The organism is Zafaria sp. Z1313, assembly GCF_050563205.1.
Classification (GTDB): Bacteria; Actinomycetota; Actinomycetes; order Actinomycetales; family Micrococcaceae; genus JAZDCJ01.
Genome location: NZ_JBNWUK010000011.1, coordinates 37,949 through 54,843, shown reverse-complemented (window position 1 = coordinate 54,843; position 16,895 = coordinate 37,949). Strand labels below are relative to the sequence as shown.

The window sequence follows — 16,895 nt, the reverse complement described above, 5'->3', positions numbered from 1 at the left end:
CATGAGCACCGCGCGCCAGCTCATCGCCACGGGGTTCGACGACGTCGAACGCGCCCGGCGCTTCCTCGCCTCCCCCGAGTTCGAGGGGATCGCGCCGGAACGCCTGCTGGAGGGCCTCGCGCTCTCGGCCGACCCCGACCTCGCGGTCCTGTCCCTCGTCCGCCTCGCCGAGGTGGCCCCCGGGGTGCTCGACCTCGTCTCCGGACCCGACGGCGGGGGGCTCTTCCGCCTGCTCGGCGCCTCGGAGGCCCTCGCCGAGTTCCTCATCCGGCACCCCGCGCACACCTCCCTCCTCACGGAACCGGCCGCGGGAGGCGGGGGAGGGGACGACGGCGGGGCCCCGGCGTCGTCCGGGCGCGTCAGGGAGGCGCTGCTAGCCTCCGTCGACGCGGCGGGTCCCGAGGGAGCGGAGACCGCCGGCGCGTCCGGCCCCGCGGCCTGGGCCGCCCTGCGCGTCGCCTACCGGGCGGAGCTGACCCGGATCGCGCTCGCCGACCTCGGGGCGCCGGATCCGGTCGCGGCGATGCCGGGCGTCGGCCGGGCCCTCGCCGACCTCGCGGCGGCCGCCGTCCACGCCGCGCTCGCGGTGGCCCGGACCGAGGCCGCCGAGCGCTTCGGGCCCGAGGACGTGGCCGGCGTGCGGCTCGCCGTGATCGGCATGGGCAAGTGCGGCGCGGCCGAGCTGAACTACATCTCGGACGTCGATGTCGTCTACGTCCACGCCGCGGACGGCTGCCCCGAGGAGCGGGCGCCGGAGATCGCCGCGTTCCTCGCGAGCGGCATCGCCCGCGTCCTCGGCGCCCCCGGACCGGAGCCGGCCCTGTGGGAGGTGGACGCGAACCTGCGGCCCGAGGGCAAGGACGGGGCGCTGTCGCGCACGCTCGACTCCCACGTGGCCTACTACTCCCGCTGGGCGCAGAGCTGGGAGTTCCAGGCCCTCTTGAAGGCGCGCCGGATCGCCGGCGACGACGAGCTGGGGCGGGCCTACGAGGAGGCCGTGGCGCCGTTCATCTGGGCCTCCTCGGAGCGCGACGGCTTCGTCGAGTCCGTGCAGGCCATGCGCCGCCGCGTCACGGACAACATCCCCGCCCAGGAGGTCGCCCGGCAGCTCAAGCTCGGCCCCGGCGGGCTGCGCGACGTCGAGTTCACCGTCCAGCTGCTCCAGCTCGTCCACGGCCGGGTCGACGAGTCGCTGCGCGTGCGGGACACGACGTCGGCGATCGCCGCGCTGAGCGAGGCGGGATACATCGGCCGCTCCGACGCGGCGGAGTTCGACGCCGCCTACCGCTACCTGCGCGTGCTCGAGCACCGGATCCAGCTCGTGAAGCTGCGCCGGACGCACCTCATGCCCGTCAAGGAGGACGCCCTGCGGGCGCTCGCCCGCGCCGCGGAGGGGACGGGGGCGCGCACGGAGCGGCCCACGGCCGACGGGCTGACGGAACAGTGGCAGAAGACGCGCCGTGCCGTGAAGTCGCTGCACGAGCGGATCTTCTACCGGCCCCTCCTGGCCACGGCCGCCAACCTCAGCACGGACGAGGTCCGCCTGACGCCGGAGGCTGCGGAAGCGCGGCTGCGCGCCCTGGGCTATGCCGATCCACGCGGCGCGCTGCGCCACATCGAGGCGCTCACGTCCGGGGTGCGGCGCCGGGCCGCGCTGCAGCGCCAGCTCCTGCCCGTGCTGCTGGGGTGGATCGCCGAGGGCGTGGACCCGGACGCGGGCCTGCTCGGCTTCCGCCGCCTGAGCGAGGCGCTCGGCGAGTCGCCGTGGTTCCTCGGCATGCTGCGGGACTCGCGGGCCGGCGCCGAGCGCTTGTGCCACGTGCTCTCCGGCAGCCGCTTCATCACGGACCTGCTCGTCGTCTCCCCGGAGTCCGCCGCGTGGCTCGGCGACGACCGCGAGCTGCAGCCCATGCCGTTCGAGCAGCTGTGGAAGGAGAACGCCGCGAAGATGAAACGGCATCCGGACGCCGAGGAGGCCATGCGGCTCATCCGGCTCAACCGGCGCCGCGAGCTCCTGCGCACGGCGCTGGCCGACGGGGCCGGGCTCATCGACCAGGACCGCGTCGGCGAGGCGCTCTCGGACGCGGACCGGGCGGCGGTCCTGGCCGCCCTGCGCGTCGCCGAACAGGACGAGTACGCCGAGCGGGAGCGCATCACGGACGTCCTCGTCGTCGCGATGGGGCGCCAGGGCGGGCGCGAGATCGCCTACGGCTCCGACGTCGACGCGATGTTCGTGCACCGTCCCCTGCCGGGCGCCGATCCGCAGCAGGCCCAGGAGCAGGCGTACCGGATCATGACCCGCCTCGGCCAGCTCGCGACCCAGCCGCTCAAGCCCGCCGTGCTGGCCGAGCCCAAGCTGGTCGTCGACGCCGACCTGCGGCCCGAGGGGCGCCAGGGACCCCTCGTGCGCACGCTCGAGGCCTACCGCGAGTACTACGGCCGGTGGGCGCTCGTCTGGGAGCGGCAGGCGCTCCTGCGCGCCCGACCGCTGGCCGGGGACGACGAGCTCGCCGCAGACTTCATGGCGCTCGCCGACGACGTGCGCTACCAGACCGGAATCACCACGGAGGAGGAACGGGAGGTCCGCCGGATCAAGGCCCGCGTCGAGGCCGAGCGGCTCCCGCGGGGGGCCGATCCGGCGCTCCACGTCAAGCTGGGCCGCGGGGGACTGAGCGACGTCGAGTGGCTCGTCCAGCTGCTGCAGCTGCGCCACGCGGCCGAGTACCCGGAACTGCGCACGACGTCGACGCGTCCGGCGCTGCGGGCGATCGCCGTCGCCGGGCTGCTGCCCGCCGAGGACGTCGAGCTGCTCGACCGCGCGTGGGCGCTCGCGACCCGGATCCGCAGCGCGACGATGGTCTGCACGGGCCGCGCGTCCGACGTCGTTCCGCGCTCCTGGCGGGACCTCGAGGCCGTCGCGCGCTGGTGCGGCTACCCGGCCGGGAGCGCCTCGCGGCTCGAGGAGGACTACCGCAAGGCCACGCGGCGGGCGCGCCAGGTCTTCGAGCGGCACTTCTACGGCTTCGAGGACAAGGCGTAGCCCGCGCGGACGGGCAGATCGCATCCTTTGTCAATCATGGTTGACGCCGCATGGTGCACGCCGTAGCGTTGCCACCGTGGAGGAGGACGCGATGAAGACGCTGATCGGGGCCATGGACGGCCATCCCATCCGCGGCCTGCGGGCCGTCGCCGAGCTGCAGCAGCGGCTGCGCCGCCATGAGGCGGAGCTGGTCCGGCGGGCCCGCGCCGAGGGATTGTCCTGGGAGGCGATCGCCCAGGCCCTCGGCGTCACGCGCCAGGCCGTCCACAAGGGCTACGGAAAGCACACCTGAGACCCGGGCCGCCGGAGCAGACCCCCAGGAGGACCCATGCACGTGACCCGGGCCGAACTCGATGCCCTCGCCGAGGAGCACCTGGCCAAGGCGGCCTCCGCTCCACACCGGCGCAGCGCCCGGGTCGTGCTGAACGACGGGCGCCTGCGGCACACGCTCATCGCCCTCGCGGCCGGGGCGGAGCTGGGCGACCACTCCAAACCGGAGGCCGCGACCCTGCTCGTGCTGCGTGGAGCCGTGAGGGTGGGATGGGACTCCGGCGAGGTGCGCGTGTCCCACGGCGGACTGTTCGTCCTGCCCGACGCCGTCCACCGCGTGGGCGCCGACGAGCCCTCCGTCTTCCTGCTGACCACGCTTGCCGGCTGAGTCGCGGAAGGCGCGCGGACTGGACGGCGCCCCTGCCGTCGGCACGCGCAGCCGGATGCGGAGGAGCCCGCACGGGCCGCCGAAGCGACGGCCCGTGCGGGCTCCCTGTTCACGCGGGGTGGCCGCGGAGTGCGGCTAGACGCCGTAGTACAGCTCGAACTCGTACGGGTTCGGGCGCAGCGACAGCGGCTTGATCTCGTTCTCGCGCTTGTAGTCGATCCAGGTGCGGACCAGGTCCTCGGTGAAGACGTCTCCCGCGAGCAGGAACTCGTAGTCGTTCTCGAGGGCCACGAGGGCCTCCTCGAGCGATCCCGGGGCCTTCTGGATGTCCTTGGCCTCTTCGGCCGGGAGCTCGTAGAGGTCCTTGTCGATCGGGTCCGACGGCTCGATGCGGTTCTTGATGCCGTCGAGGCCGGCCATCAGCTGCGCAGCGAAGGCCAGGTACGGGTTGGAGGAGGCGTCCGGAGCGCGGAACTCGATGCGCTTGGCCTTCGGGTTGGAGCCCGTGATCGGGATGCGGATGCCGGCGGAGCGGTTGCCCTGCGAGTACACCATGTTCACGGGGGCCTCGAAGCCCTTCACGAGGCGCTTGTAGGAGTTCACGGTCGGGTTCGTGAAGGCCAGGACGGCGGAGGCGTGCTTGAGGAGGCCGCCGATGTACCAGCGGGCGAGGTCGGACAGGCCGGCGTAGCCCTTCTCGTCGTAGAACAGCGGGTCGCCGTTGGACCACAGCGACTGGTGGCAGTGCATGCCCGAGCCGTTGTCGCCGAAGACCGGCTTCGGCATGAAGGTGGCCGACTTGCCCCACGCGTCGGCGACGTTCTTGACGATGTACTTGAACTTCAGGATGTCGTCGGCCGAGTGGACCAGGGTGTTGAACTTGTAGTTGATCTCCGCCTGGCCGGCGCCGCCGACCTCGTGGTGGGAGCGCTCGACCTCGAGGCCGGCGGCATCGAGCTCGACGCAGATGGCGTCGCGCAGGTCGGCCTGCTTGTCGGTCGGGGAGACGGGGAAGTAGCCGCCCTTGAACGGGGTCTTGTAGCCCTGGTTGCCGCCCTCCTCCTTGCGCCCGGTGTTCCAGGCGGCCTCGATGGAGTCGACCTTGTAGAAGGAGCCCTGCGGCTTCGACTCGTACTGGACGTTGTCGAAGATGAAGAACTCGGCCTCGGGGGCGAAGAACGCGGTGTCGGCGATTCCGGTGGAGGCCAGGTAGGCCTCGGCGCGCTCGGCCACGCCGCGGGGGTCGCGGTGGTAGGGCTCGCCGGTGCGGGGGTTGACGATCGAGAAGTTGAACGCCAGGGTCTTCTCCACGCGGAAGGGGTCGATGAAGCCCGTGGTGACGTCCGGGATGAGCTGCATGTCGGACTCGGCGATGCCCTGGAAGCCGCGGATCGAGGATCCGTCGAAGAGCTGTCCGTTCACGAAGAAGTCGGCGTCGACCGTCTTGGCCGGGACGTTGAAGTGCTGCTGCACGCCGGGGAGGTCGGTGAAACGGATGTCGACGAACTTGACGTCTTCGTCGGCAATGTACTGGAGGACTTCGTCCGCATTCTTGAACATCTAGAACTGCTCCTATGTGAGGCAATTTTGCCGGGCAAAGTGGCCGCTGGCTCGGGTGATCGGTTCCCGAAGTTGTGACCAGCCTATCGAATCGCCGTTTCCCGGCAGTGACGCGGTTGTTTCCGGGACGTTACACGGGGTGCCTTTTACGGGCGGTTGACACGGCCGCTGTCCGCGGCGCAGGCGGCTACCCTTGAGGGGTGGAGAGAAAAGACCTCGGATCCTGGCTGCAGGGTCCACCCCAGCTCAACGACCAGTCCTGGCCGGGACAGCGGCTCGGCCGCCCGGAATCGGGTCCCGCCAGCATCGCCCGCTTCGGTCCCCGCGTGGTGGCCTTGTGCATCGACTGGGGGCTGGCCATGCTGGTCTCCTGGCTCTTCTTCGACGCCGCCCCGTGGGCCAACCTGCTCTGGTTCGCCGTCATGCAGCTCGTGTTCGTCGGCGTCACGGGGCATTCCGTGGGCCACCGCGTCATGGGAATGCAGGTCCAGCGCCTGGACGGAACGGGCATCCGTCCGCTCGACGGCGTCGTGCGCACGCTCCTGCTCTGCCTCGTCGTTCCGCCGCTCGTCGCGGACGGGGATCAGCGCGGACTGCACGACCGCGTGGTGAAGACCATCCTGGTCCGCACGCGCTGATCCGGTCCCGGCCGGAGCGGCGGAAACGCAGCCGGTCGACCGGTAGGGAAACGGGGCGGGTCCCGGCCATCGTCCGGGACCCGCCCCGTTCGTCGTCGTCCGGGCTCAGCGTCCGCGCATCGCCCGGCGGTCCGGCCGGGCCCGCATCGGGTCGATGCCCTTGGGGATCGGCAGCTTGGCGCTGCCGAGCGTGGACAAGCGCAGGTCCACCGCGTGGACCTCCTGCTTGTTGAGCGACTTCTTGAGCTTCTTCATCTCCTTGCCGACCTTGCCCAGGGCCGTCTGGCCCTCCTCCGAGCCGGCGTTGAGGACGTGGATCGGCACGTTGGGCAGGACGCGGGCCATGCGCCGGCGCTCGCCCTCGACGAGCTGGCGGACGCGGCCCGTCGGCCCCTCGGTCACGAGCACGACGCCGGGCTTGCCGATCGCCATGAACACGAGGTCCTGCGTGCGCGGATTGATCGCGACGGGCTGCTCCTTGAGGATCCAGCCCCGGCGCAGCACGCTCATCGCGGCGCCGGCCGCTCCCTGACGCCCCTCGAGCTGGGCGAACGCCGCCCGCTCGGCCCGGCGGGAGAGGATGAACGTGGCGGCGAGCAGGCCCAGCGGGATGGCGACGAGCAGCAGCGTGACCCAGTTGTCCACGAGGAAGCCGATCAGCAGGCCCACGGCCACGACGCCGAGGAACGCCAAGATCATGAGCCAGACCACCATTGGGTCGTGGCGCCGGGTCATCTGGAAGACCTGGCCCAGCTGCTTCAGGCGGCCGGGCTCCTTCGCGGTCTTCGGTGCCTTCGGCTTGCGCGAGAACAAGCGGCGCTTCGGCTGGGCGTCGTCGGTGGGGGTGCTATCGGGGGTCTTGGCCATAGTGATCCAATTCTAGATGATCCGCGGCGGATCAGGTGGCCGGCAGCAGGCTCGCGGCCTCCTGCCGCGTGCTGCCCGAGTCCTCGATGTGGGCGAGCGCCTCGGGGATGGGCAGGCCGCGCTTGCGCATGGCGCCGGCCCACAGGCGTCCGGCCCGGTAGGAGGAGCGCACGAGCGGGCCCGACATCACGCCGAGGAAGCCGATCTCCTCGGCCTCCTGCTGCAGCTCGACGAACTCCTGGGGCTTGACCCAGCGCTCGACGGGGTGGTGGCGCTCGGTCGGGCGCAGGTACTGCGTGATGGTGAGCAGGTCGCAGCCGGCCTCGTGCAGGTCGCGCATGGCCTCGGAGACCTCTTCGCGGGTCTCGCCCATGCCGAGGATCAGGTTGGACTTGGTGATCATCCCGTGGTCGCGTCCCTGCGTGATGACGTCGAGCGAGCGCTCGTAGCGGAACGCCGGCCGGATCGACTTGAAGAGCCGCGGGACCGTCTCGAGGTTGTGCGCGTAGACCTCGGGGGCCGAGGCGCAGATCGCGTCGAGGTGCTCCCGGCGCCCGGAGAAGTCGGGGATGAGCAGTTCGACGCCGGTGCCCGGGTTGAGCTGGTGGATGCGGCGCACGGTCTCGGCGTAGAGCCAGGTGCCCTCGTCCTCGAGGTCGTCGCGGGCCACGCCCGTCACGGTCGCGTAGCGCAACTCCATCTTCTTGACCGACATCGCGACCTTGAACGGCTCGGCCCGGTCGATCGGCTGCGGCCGCCCGGTGTCGATCTGGCAGAAGTCGCAGCGGCGCGTGCACTCGGAGCCGCCGATCAGGAAGGTCGCCTCGCGGTCCTCCCAGCATTCGAAGATGTTGGGGCAGCCGGCCTCCTCGCACACGGTGTGCAGGCCCTCCGACTTCACGAGGTTCTTCAGCCCGACGTACTCGGGGCCGATGTTGACCTTCGCCTTGATCCACTCGGGCTTGCGTTCCACCGGGGTGGCCGCGTTGCGCTGCTCGATGCGCAGCATGCGGCGGCCTTCGGGGGCGATGCTCATGACAGGGCTCCTTCACGGATCTCGGCGGACTTCACGGCGGGCAGGAGCACGGTGGTGAACTCCTCCTCGACGCGTTGCAGGAGCTCGGCCGGCTCTATGGTGCGGCCGGTCTCGAGCGAGAGGGTGGTGATGCCGGCATCGGTGATGCCGCACGGGATGATCTGCCGGTAGGGGTCCAGCGAATGGGAGCAGTTCAAGGCGAAGCCGTGCATCGTCACGCCGTGGTCGACGCGGATCCCGATCGCGCCGATCTTCCGGGCCGGGCCCTGCTCCGGCTCGATCCAGACGCCCGCGCGCCCGCGGATCCGCGTGCCGGCGACGCCGTAGTCGGCGAGGACGTTGACGAGGACCTGTTCGAGGCGCTCCACGTAGTCCCGGATCGCCGCGTGGTCCTTGAGTTCGACGATGGGGTAGGCGACGAGCTGGCCCGGTCCGTGCCACGTCAGCTTGCCGCCACGGTCGACGTCGACGACGGGCGTGCCGTCCAGGGGGAGGTCGGCGGGCTCGGTGCGCTTGCCCGCGGTGTAGACGGGGGAGTGCTCGAGCAGCAGGACGGTGGGTCCGCGCCGGCCGGAGGCCACGTCGTCGTGGAGCTCCCGCTGCAGGTCCCACGCCCGTCCGTAGTCGACGAAGTCCGGGGACAGGCCGACCCGTTGGAAGGAAATGGTCATGGCCCCCAGCCTACGCTTCGGGCGCAGGCGCCCCCGAATCGTGGGACCCCGTGCAACGCGGTGCCTGTGGATAACTCCTGCGGGCCGCGGGCGGTTCCGGTAGAACGGAACCATGAACGCGACGATCCCCCTCCTGCCCCTGCCGCGGACCGCCGGCTTCGAGACGCTGCGGGAGATCGGCCGCGGTGGCAACGCCGCGGTCTACGAGGTCCTCTCGGGCGCCGGCGGCACGCGCCTGGCCCTCAAGGTCGGCGCGGCCGAGGATCCGCCGGGAGTGGAGCAGCTGGAGCGCGAGGTCGAGGTCCTGCGCGGGCTCGGGCATCCGCACCTCGTGGCCCTGCACTCGGCCGTGGAGACGAGCCGCGGACCGGGCGTGCTCATGGAGTACCTGCCGGGCGGTTCCGTCGCCGAACTCGTCGCCGCCTCCGGGCCGCGGAGCCTGGGGGAGACCGTGACGGTCGTCGCGCCGATCGCGCAGGCCCTGGCCTTCCTGCACGCGGCCGGAGCGGTGCACGGCGACGTCTCCCCGGGCAACATCCTCTTCACCGCCACGGGCGTCCCGAAGCTCTCCGACCTGGGGCTCGCGGGGCTCGTCGGCCGGCCCGGACAAGGCGGAGGCACGCCGGGCTTCACGGCCCCGGAGCCGCAGTCCGCCCGGGACCGGGCGCTGCTGCCCGCCCGCGACGTGTACTCCCTCGCCGCCGTCGCCTGGTTCGTCCTCACGGGCCGCACGCCGGCGCCGACGAGCCGCCGTCCGCCGCTCGGGAGCCTCGTGCCCGGGGTCCCGGACGAGTTCGCCCTCCTGCTCGAGGCCTGCCTCGCGGAAGACCCCGACGAGCGGCCCCCGGCCTCCGAGCTCGCCCTCGGGATCTTCTGCGGCGCCGAACCCCGGCCCGTGGAGCTGACCGAGTCCGTCCGGCCGGAGGCGATGGGCCTGCTGCCGACGCGCCGCCCGCCGGAACCCGGCCCGCGCGGGCCGGGCGCCGTCCTGCGGCGGCTCGACGCAGCGTGGACGCCGCGGAAGACGGCGTGGCTCGCGGGCGCGGCGGCCGCCGTCGTCCTCGCGGTCGCCGCCGCCGGCGCCGTCACCGTCGCCTTCCGGGACATGGATAACGGGCCGGCGCCCGCGGCGCAGTCTCCGGCACCCGGGACCGCGACGACCGCCCCGTCCGAGGAGGGCGCCCGCGCCGGGGATCCGCCCGGATCGCCCGGGACGGAGGCAGGCGCCGTGCCAGAGGCCGGTGCCGCTCCGCGGTCCGGCGGCTCCGCGGAGGCGTCCGCTACCCCCACGCGCGCGCCGGCGGAAGCGGCAGGCGAGGTCCCGGACGATCCCGCGGACGCCGCCGTCGTCCTGGCCGGGCGCAGGGACGCCGCGTTGAGCGCCGCCGACGCCGGCGCCCTCGAAGGCGTCCATGCCGCGGACGGCGAGTCGCTCGGCGACGACGCCGAGGCCGTGCGCGAACTGCGCCGGCAGGGCCTGCGCTACTCCGGCCTGCGCACCGTGCTGAGCGGAGTGCGGCAGGAGGAGGCGCCGGGCGGCGGGTCCGCCGTCGTGCGCGCCGAGAGCAGGATCGGACCCTACGCCGTGGTCGATGAGGACGGGGAGACGGTGGAGGCCGTCGACGCCGGCATCGAGCAGAGGATCGTCCTGCACCTGGAGCGCACCGCCGACGGCTGGCGGATCGCGCGCGTGGAACAGGACGGCACGGGGACGTGACCCGCCGCGCGGCCCGCCCGGGGCCCGGGCCCGCGCGTGGATAGGATCGGAGGATGAAGCCGACCAGCTATCTGCGCTACCCCCATGTCTCGCCCGAACTCGTCACCTTCGTCGCCGAGGACGACGTCTGGATGGCCCCGCTCGAGGGAGGCCGCGCCTGGCGGGTCTCCGGAATGGGGCTGCCCGCCCGCGGGCCGCGGTTCACGCCGGACGGCTCGGCCCTGGTCTGGAGCGTCGTGCAGGGCAGTGCGCCGGAGATCGTCACGGCGGGCACCGATGGCGGCGGGTTCCGGCAGTTGAGCTACTGGGGGCACCCGAGCACCCGGGTCCGCGGGTTCACTCCCGACGGACAGGTCGTGGCGATCAGCGCCCACGCCCAGGTCGATGCCCGGCACACCTGGGCGCGCTCCGTCCCCCTCGACGGCGGTCCGTCCACCGTCCTGCCCTACGGGCCCGTCGACTCGGTCGTCTGGGGGCCGTCCGTCGGCGACGAGCGCCCGCTCGTCGTCGGCAGCGCGCTGAGCCGCGAACCGGCCCACTGGAAGCGCTACCGCGGTGGAACGGCCGGCAAGCTCTGGATCGACCGCGACGGCGGCGGCGGGTTCGAGCGCCTCGCCCCGGAGCTCGACGGGAACCTCTGCGATCCCGTGTGGATCGGCGGCCGGATCGCGTTCCTGTCCGACCACGAGGGCTACGGCAACGTCTACTCCGTCGCCCCCGACGGCACGGGGCTGCGCCGGCACACCGACCACGGGCACTTCTACGCGCGGCACCTGTCCTCCGACGGCACGCGCCTCGTCTACGAGCACCGCGGCCGGCTGTTCGTGCTCGACTCGCTCGACGCCGAGGCACGCCGGCTCGAGATCCACCTGGGCTCGGCCGGCCACGGGCGCCGCCGCAGGCCGCTCGCCGCGGCGCGCCACCTCGGCACCGTGGTCCCGGACCACGACGGGGCCGCGAGCCTCGTCGAGACCCACGGGACCCTGCACCTGCTCAAGCACCGCGACGGCCCCTCGCACACGATCGAGGCCACGCCGGGCGTGCGCGCACGGCTCGGCCGGATCCTCGGCGGGCACACCGCCGCCTACATCGCCGACCACGGCGGCGAGGAGGCCCTCCACCTGAGGGCCGTCGACAGCGACGGCGATTTCGGCAGCTTCGGCCCGATCCCGAGCGCCCACGACGACGAGCTCGACGCCGTTCCCGCCGCCCCCCAGGCGCCCGCGCCGGCTCCGGAGCCGGGCGGCTCCCTCCCCGCCCCCGTGAGCGCCGCCGCCGTCACCGGCGCGGATGCGGGCATCGACGCCGCCGCCTCCCCGGCCGGAACGTGCCCTGAGGACGACGGCGCCCACGACGGAACCGGTACCGGCCACGGACGGATCGAGGTCCCCGGAGCCGCGGACCCTGCGGGCACGGATGACGCAACGGGCGGCGACGGGCTGCGCCGGATCCCGCTGCCGACACGCGGCCGCGTCCGCAGCCTCGAGGCGAGCCCCGACGGGCGTTGGATCGCGATCGGCACGGAGTACGGCGAGGTCCAGCTCCTCGACGTCGCCGAGGGCTCGTGGCGCGGCCTCTGCGCCTCCGACTTCGGCGGGATCGACCACGTGAGCTTCTCACCGGACTCGGCCTGGCTGGCCTGGATCGAGCCGGTCACCGAGTTCGAGGGCCGCAGCCGCGTCATGCTCACGCGCGCGTCCTCCGCGGACGCCGCCATCCAGGTCACCGACGGCCGCTTCCACGACCACTCGCCGTCGTTCAGCCACGACGGCCGGTACCTCGCCTTCCTCTCCGAGCGCAGCTTCGACCCCGTCTACGACACCCACAGCTTCGACCTGAGCTTCCCCGCCTCGACCAAGCCCTTCATGGTGGCGCTCGCCGAGGACACGCCGAGCCTCTTCGGGCCCTCCGCGTACTCCGCGCGGCCGGCCGGGGCCCCGCCGGCGGAAGCCGAGGGTGCCGGCGACGCCGCGGACGACGCCGGGGCACCGGTCCGCGGCGACGGCGCCGCCGGTTCCGGCACGGGCGGGAGGCCCGCGCCGGCCCAGACGCGCGTGGACGCCGAGGGCATCGGCCAGCGGCTCTTCGCCGTCCCCGTGGCCCAGGGCCGCTACAGCCGGCTCGTCGCCGTCGAGAAGGGCCTGTTGTGGCTCGTCGACGAGTCCACGGGCGTGACGGGCGACGGCCGCGTGACGGGCGACAGCGCCCCGGCCCTGCGGCTCGAGCGCTTCGACTACGCCGAACGGCGCACCACGACCCTCGTGAAGCGGCTGGACCGCTACCGCGTCAGCCCGGACAAGAAACGGCTCGTCTACGTCGACGGCCAGCAGGTCCGCAGCGTGCCCGTCGACCGTTCGGTCGACAAGGAGGCCCCCGAGTCCCAGGCGCTGGACCTGCTGCGCATCCGCGTCGAGCTGGACCCCGCCAAGGTCTGGGAACAGGCCTACGACGAGGCCTGGCGGCTCCAGCGGGACTTCTTCTGGGCCGAGGACATGGCCGGCCTGGACTGGGAGGCCATCGGCGCGAAGTACCGGCCGCTGCTGGCGCGGCTCGGCAGCCACGACGACCTCGTCGACGTCCTCCTGGAGCTCCACGGCGAGCTCGGCACGTCCCACGCCTACGTCGTCCCCTTCGCGGCGCAGGAGCCCGGAGCCGGACGCCAGGGCCTGCTCGGCGCCGACCTGTCCCGCGTCGACGGCGCCTGGCGGGTGGCCACCGTCCTCGAAGGCGAGTCCTCCGACCCGCAGGCCTACTCGCCGCTGGCCGCGCCGGGCGTCGCCGTGCGGGCCGGCGACGAGATCCTCGCCGTCGACGGGCGGCTCGTCCCCTTCGACGGCGGCCCGGAGGTCCTCCTCGACGGCGCGGGCGGCCGCACGGTGGAGCTGACCGTGCGCAACGGACCCGAGTCCCGCGACCCCGGGACGGTGCGCCGCGTCGCCGTCGTCCCCGTCAAGGACGAGCAGCGGCTGCGCTACCAGAACTGGGTCAACGCCAACCGGCGCACCGTCCGCGAGGCGTCCGGGGGAACGTTCGGGTACCTGCACATCCCCGACATGATGGCGCACGGCTGGGCCCAGCTGCACCGCGACCTCGACACCGAGACGGCCCTCGACGCCCTCGTCGTCGACGTGCGCCGCAACCGCGGCGGGCACACCTCCCAGCTCGTCGCCGAACTGCTCGGGCGCAAGGTCACCGCGTGGTCGATCGCCCGCGAGACGCGCACCGGGACCTATCCGTCGAGCGCGCCGCGCGGCCCCGTCGTCGTCATCACGGACGAGTGGGCCGGCTCCGACGGCGACATCATCACCCAGGTCGCGAAGCTGCGGGCCATCGGGCCCGTCGTCGGCGTGCGCACGTGGGGCGGGGTGATCGGGATCGACAACCTGTTCGCGCTCGCCGACGGCACCAAGGTCACCCAGCCGCGTTACGCCACGTGGTTCACGGGAGGGATCGGCTGGGGCGTCGAGAACCGCGGCGTCGACCCCGACATCGAGGTGGGGTTCCCGCCGCACGCCTACGCCGCGGGGGAGGACCCGCAGCTCGAGCAGGGCGTGGCCATCCTCAAGGAGATGCTCCGCGAGATCCCCACGCAGCGGCCCCCCGAGCAGTCCGGCTACCGCGCGCTGACCCCGCCGCCGCTGCCCCCGCGGCCGCAGGGCGGAGCGGGCGCCGAGGCCGTCGAGGACCGCTGAGACGCGTGGTGGGCCGGCCCCGCGGGGCCGGCCCACCACGTCGGGGTGCCGTCGGATCGGGGCGACATCCCCTCGGGATGCCGCCGCGTGGCGGCACGCGTCCGCTGCGGCTAGGAGTCGAGCGTCGCGCTCAAGGTGATGCTCGGGACGGCGGCGAGGGCCTTGGACACGGGGCACCCCTCCTTGGCGGCCTGGGCGGCCTCCTGGAACGCGTCGGCGTCGATCCCGGGGACGGAGGCGTTCAGCGTCAGGCGGATCTCGGAGATGCGCGGTCCGTCGGCCGTGTCGAAGTCGACCTCCGCCGTCGTCTCGAGGCGCTCGGCCGTGAACCCGGCCTCCTTGAGGATGTTGCTGAGCGCCATCGAGTAGCAGGAGGCGTGGGCCGCGGCGATGAGCTCCTCCGGACTGGTCTTGCCCTCGGCCTGCTCGGCGCGGGCCTTCCACGTGACATCGAAGGTGCCGATGCCCGAGGTCGAGAACGTCGTCTGGCCGCTGCCGGTGAACAGGTCGCCGGTCCAGACGGTGCTGGCGGATCGCGTCGTTGCCATGGTGGGACTCCTCGCTGTTGGGGTTCGGCCACCGGACCGGTGGCCTCTGCGCCCATCCTAGGCGGGGCCGCCGGGGGAGCCAACAGCTGCGGGGCCCCGGCCGCGCGCGCCGGTCCGGCCCCGGAGACGGCAACGGGGAGGGGCGCCCGGTGTGGACGCCCCTCCCCGGAGGATGCCGCCGTGGCCCGTGGACCCGTCGCGGGGTCCGGGCCCGGGTCTACCAGAAGACGGCGACGGCGATGTTGATCAGCGCGGTCCCACCGACGGCGTGGGCCAGCCCCGTCGAGACCTCTTCGCCCTTGGAGGCCTTGCGGCGTCCGATGAACGCGGCGACGGCCACGGCGAGGGCCAGGACGAGCTTGACGGCGACCTTGGCGTGGTTCGGGCCGTCGCCGTCGCCCATCTCGGCGACGGCCACGAGCGCCAGTCCCGAGACGAGCTGGACGAGGGCGCCGATCCACTGCCACTGCGTGACGGTCGGGGTCTTGAACGTCGCGAGCCAGCCGCCGACGATGGCCGCCGCTCCGAGGATGTGCAGGAAGACGAGCAACGAGTGAAGGAAGTCCATGCCTGAAGGATAGTGGCGATTTCGACGCCGTGTCGAAGAAGGCAAGCCTGACCTGCGGGCTTAAACGCCGGGGGCGTGGATGCCGTGGCATCCACGCCCCCGGCCCGCCGTGGCGGGGGAGCCGCTACAGTCCGAGGTCGGCCTCGAACGCGCCCTCCTCGAGACGGGCACGGAGCGTCTGCAGGAAGCGTCCCGCGTCCGCGCCGTCCACGAGGCGGTGGTCGTAGGTGAGCGACAGGTACATCATGTGGCGGATGGCGATCGTGTCGTCGCCGTCGGCGTTCGGGACCACGACGGCGCGCTTGACGATCGCGCCCGTGCCGAGGATGGCCACCTGCGGCTGGTTGATGATCGGGGTGTCGAAGAGCGCCCCCACCGAGCCGATGTTCGTGATCGAGAACGTCCCGCCCGAGAGCTCGTCCGGACCGATCTTGTTGTTGCGCGTGCGGGAGGCGACGTCGGCGATGCGCCCGGCCAGCCCGGCCAGGTTCAGCTCGCCCGCGTTGGCGATGACCGGGACCAGCAGGCCCTTGTCGGTGTCCACCGCGATCGCCAGGTGCTCGGCGTTGTGGTACGTGATCTCCTGCTTCGCCTCGTCGTACTCGGCGTTCAGCTTCGGGTGCTGCTTCAGCGCCTCGGCCACGGCCTTGGCGATGAACGGCAGGAACGTCAGCTTGGTGCCGTTGACGGACTGGAAGCCGGCCTTGGCGGCGTCGCGCAGCTTGGCGATGCGCGTCATGTCGACCTCGTGCACCTGCGTCAGCTGCGTGGACGAGTCCAGCGACTCGCGCATGCGGCGGGCGATGACCTGGCGGATGCGCGGGGCCTTCTCCGAGGTGCCGCGCAGCTTGGACGCCTCGGGCGCCGGGGCGGCGGCCTTGGCCGGGGCGGACGACGCCGGGGCCGGAGCCGCGGGGGCGGGCGCGGTGGGGGCCTTGGCGGCCTCGACGGCCTCCAGGACGTCCTGCTTGCGGATGCGTCCGCCGACGCCCGTGCCCTTGACCGTGGAGAGGTCGATGTCGTTCTGGGCGGCGAGGCGGCGCACGAGCGGGGTCACGTAGCCCTCGGCGCCGTCCGCGGCGGGAGCCTCGGCGGGGGCCGCCTGCGGGGCGGCGGCCTTCGGGGCCTCGGGGGCGGGAGCCGGCTCCTGCTTCGGTGCCTCGGCCGGTACGGGCTCCTGGGTGGCGGGGGCGGCCTCCTCGGCCGGCTCCTCGGCGGGGGCCTCGTCCTGCGCGGCATCCTGCTGCGGGGCGTCCTGGGTCGGGGCGGCGGAGCCGGAGCCGATCACGGCGAGCACGGATCCGACCTCGGCCGTCTCGTCCTCACCGACGCGGATCTCCAGGAGCTTGCCGGCCACGGGGGACGGGATCTCGGTGTCGACCTTGTCGGTGGAGACCTCCAAGAGGGGTTCGTCGACCTCGACGTCGTCGCCGACGGCCTTGAGCCAGCGCGTCACGGTGCCCTCGGTGACGCTCTCACCCAGCGCGGGGAGGGTCACCTCCGAGCCCGAGCCGGAGTCGGAATCGCCGGACGCGGCAGGGGCCTCGTCGGCCTGCTCAGCGGCGGGCTCGGCCGCGGCCTCCTCGGCCGGTGCCTCGTCTTCCTGGGCGGGCTCCTCGGCCGGGGCCTCGGCGCCCGAGCCGGAGCCGTCGCCGATCCGGGCGAGGGGAGCGCCGACGTCGGCGGTCTCGTCCTCCTCGACGAGGATCTCCTCGAGGACACCGGCCACGGGGGACGGGATCTCGGTGTCGACCTTGTCGGTGGAGACCTCCAGCAGCGGTTCGTCGACCTCGACGCGGTCGCCGACGGCCTTGAGCCAGCGCGTCACGGTGCCTTCGGTGACGCTTTCGCCGAGGGCCGGCAAGTTCACGGTTTCAGACATTTTGTCCCCGTTCTCCTC

At 73.1% G+C, this 16,895-nt stretch carries 13 protein-coding genes; 6 read left to right on the top strand and 7 right to left on the bottom strand.

The window, feature by feature from the left end; genetic code table 11:
- The first annotated feature begins 1 nt into the window (after window position 1).
- The 3 genes from ACQ3I4_RS11355 (at window position 2) to ACQ3I4_RS11345 (ending at window position 3,698) form a co-directional block, all read left to right on the top strand.
- A complete protein-coding gene (locus tag ACQ3I4_RS11355) occupies window positions 2-3,040 on the top strand; it encodes a bifunctional [glutamine synthetase] adenylyltransferase/[glutamine synthetase]-adenylyl-L-tyrosine phosphorylase (protein WP_329860194.1) in 3,039 nt (1,012 codons plus the stop codon).
- 91 nt (window positions 3,041-3,131) lie between these two features.
- Window positions 3,132-3,332, top strand: coding sequence for an AsnC family protein (locus ACQ3I4_RS11350; protein WP_329860193.1), 201 nt, complete (start codon window positions 3,132-3,134; stop codon window positions 3,330-3,332).
- Between the two features lie 36 nt (window positions 3,333-3,368).
- Window positions 3,369-3,698, top strand: coding sequence for a cupin (locus tag ACQ3I4_RS11345; protein WP_329860192.1), 330 nt, complete (start codon window positions 3,369-3,371; stop codon window positions 3,696-3,698).
- Between the two features lie 135 nt (window positions 3,699-3,833).
- Here ACQ3I4_RS11345 and glnA read toward each other — a convergent pair whose 3' ends face one another.
- On the bottom strand, window positions 3,834-5,258 hold the full coding sequence (glnA, locus tag ACQ3I4_RS11340; RefSeq protein ID WP_329860191.1) for a type I glutamate--ammonia ligase: 1,425 nt from the start codon (window positions 5,256-5,258) through the stop codon (window positions 3,834-3,836).
- 200 nt (window positions 5,259-5,458) lie between these two features.
- On the opposite strand from glnA, the gene ACQ3I4_RS11335 reads away from it, so the two are divergent.
- Complete coding sequence (locus ACQ3I4_RS11335; protein ID WP_329860189.1) at window positions 5,459-5,896, top strand: RDD family protein; 438 nt, start codon at window positions 5,459-5,461, stop codon at window positions 5,894-5,896.
- Between the two features lie 105 nt (window positions 5,897-6,001).
- On the opposite strand, the gene ACQ3I4_RS11330 is transcribed toward ACQ3I4_RS11335, so the two are convergent.
- From ACQ3I4_RS11330 to lipB, 3 genes are read right to left on the bottom strand one after another with little or no spacing between them, the layout of a single operon-like run.
- The gene (locus ACQ3I4_RS11330) at window positions 6,002-6,763 is read right to left on the bottom strand and encodes a DUF4191 domain-containing protein (protein ID WP_329860188.1); all 762 of its coding nucleotides are present in this window, start codon (window positions 6,761-6,763) and stop codon (window positions 6,002-6,004) included.
- A 31-nt stretch (window positions 6,764-6,794) separates the two neighbouring features.
- The gene (gene lipA, locus ACQ3I4_RS11325) at window positions 6,795-7,799 is read right to left on the bottom strand and encodes a lipoyl synthase (RefSeq protein ID WP_329860187.1); all 1,005 of its coding nucleotides are present in this window, start codon (window positions 7,797-7,799) and stop codon (window positions 6,795-6,797) included.
- Complete coding sequence (lipB, locus tag ACQ3I4_RS11320; protein WP_329860186.1) at window positions 7,796-8,470, bottom strand: lipoyl(octanoyl) transferase LipB; 675 nt, start codon at window positions 8,468-8,470, stop codon at window positions 7,796-7,798. Before lipB ends, lipA begins: the two co-directional genes overlap by 4 nt.
- Before the next feature lie 112 nt (window positions 8,471-8,582).
- Here lipB and ACQ3I4_RS11315 point away from each other — a divergent pair, with 112 nt between their 5' ends.
- Both ACQ3I4_RS11315 and ACQ3I4_RS11310 read left to right on the top strand, forming a co-directional pair.
- On the top strand, window positions 8,583-10,187 hold the full coding sequence (locus ACQ3I4_RS11315) for a protein kinase domain-containing protein (RefSeq protein WP_329860185.1): 1,605 nt from the start codon (window positions 8,583-8,585) through the stop codon (window positions 10,185-10,187).
- Window positions 10,188-10,240: 53 nt separating this feature from the next.
- On the top strand, window positions 10,241-13,879 hold the full coding sequence (locus ACQ3I4_RS11310; RefSeq protein WP_329860183.1) for a S41 family peptidase: 3,639 nt from the start codon (window positions 10,241-10,243) through the stop codon (window positions 13,877-13,879).
- A gap of 110 nt (window positions 13,880-13,989) precedes the next feature.
- Here the strand turns inward: ACQ3I4_RS11310 and ACQ3I4_RS11305 are convergent, their stop codons facing one another.
- From ACQ3I4_RS11305 to sucB, 3 genes are all read right to left on the bottom strand, one after another.
- Entirely contained in the window at window positions 13,990-14,427 is a 438-nt protein-coding gene (locus ACQ3I4_RS11305) for an OsmC family protein (protein ID WP_329860182.1), read from the bottom strand.
- Window positions 14,428-14,644: 217 nt separating this feature from the next.
- A complete protein-coding gene (locus tag ACQ3I4_RS11300) occupies window positions 14,645-14,995 on the bottom strand; it encodes a hypothetical protein (protein ID WP_329860181.1) in 351 nt (116 codons plus the stop codon).
- A gap of 124 nt (window positions 14,996-15,119) precedes the next feature.
- On the bottom strand, window positions 15,120-16,877 hold the full coding sequence (sucB, locus tag ACQ3I4_RS11295) for a 2-oxoglutarate dehydrogenase, E2 component, dihydrolipoamide succinyltransferase (protein WP_430633575.1): 1,758 nt from the start codon (window positions 16,875-16,877) through the stop codon (window positions 15,120-15,122).
- Window positions 16,878-16,895: the final 18 nt, after the last annotated feature.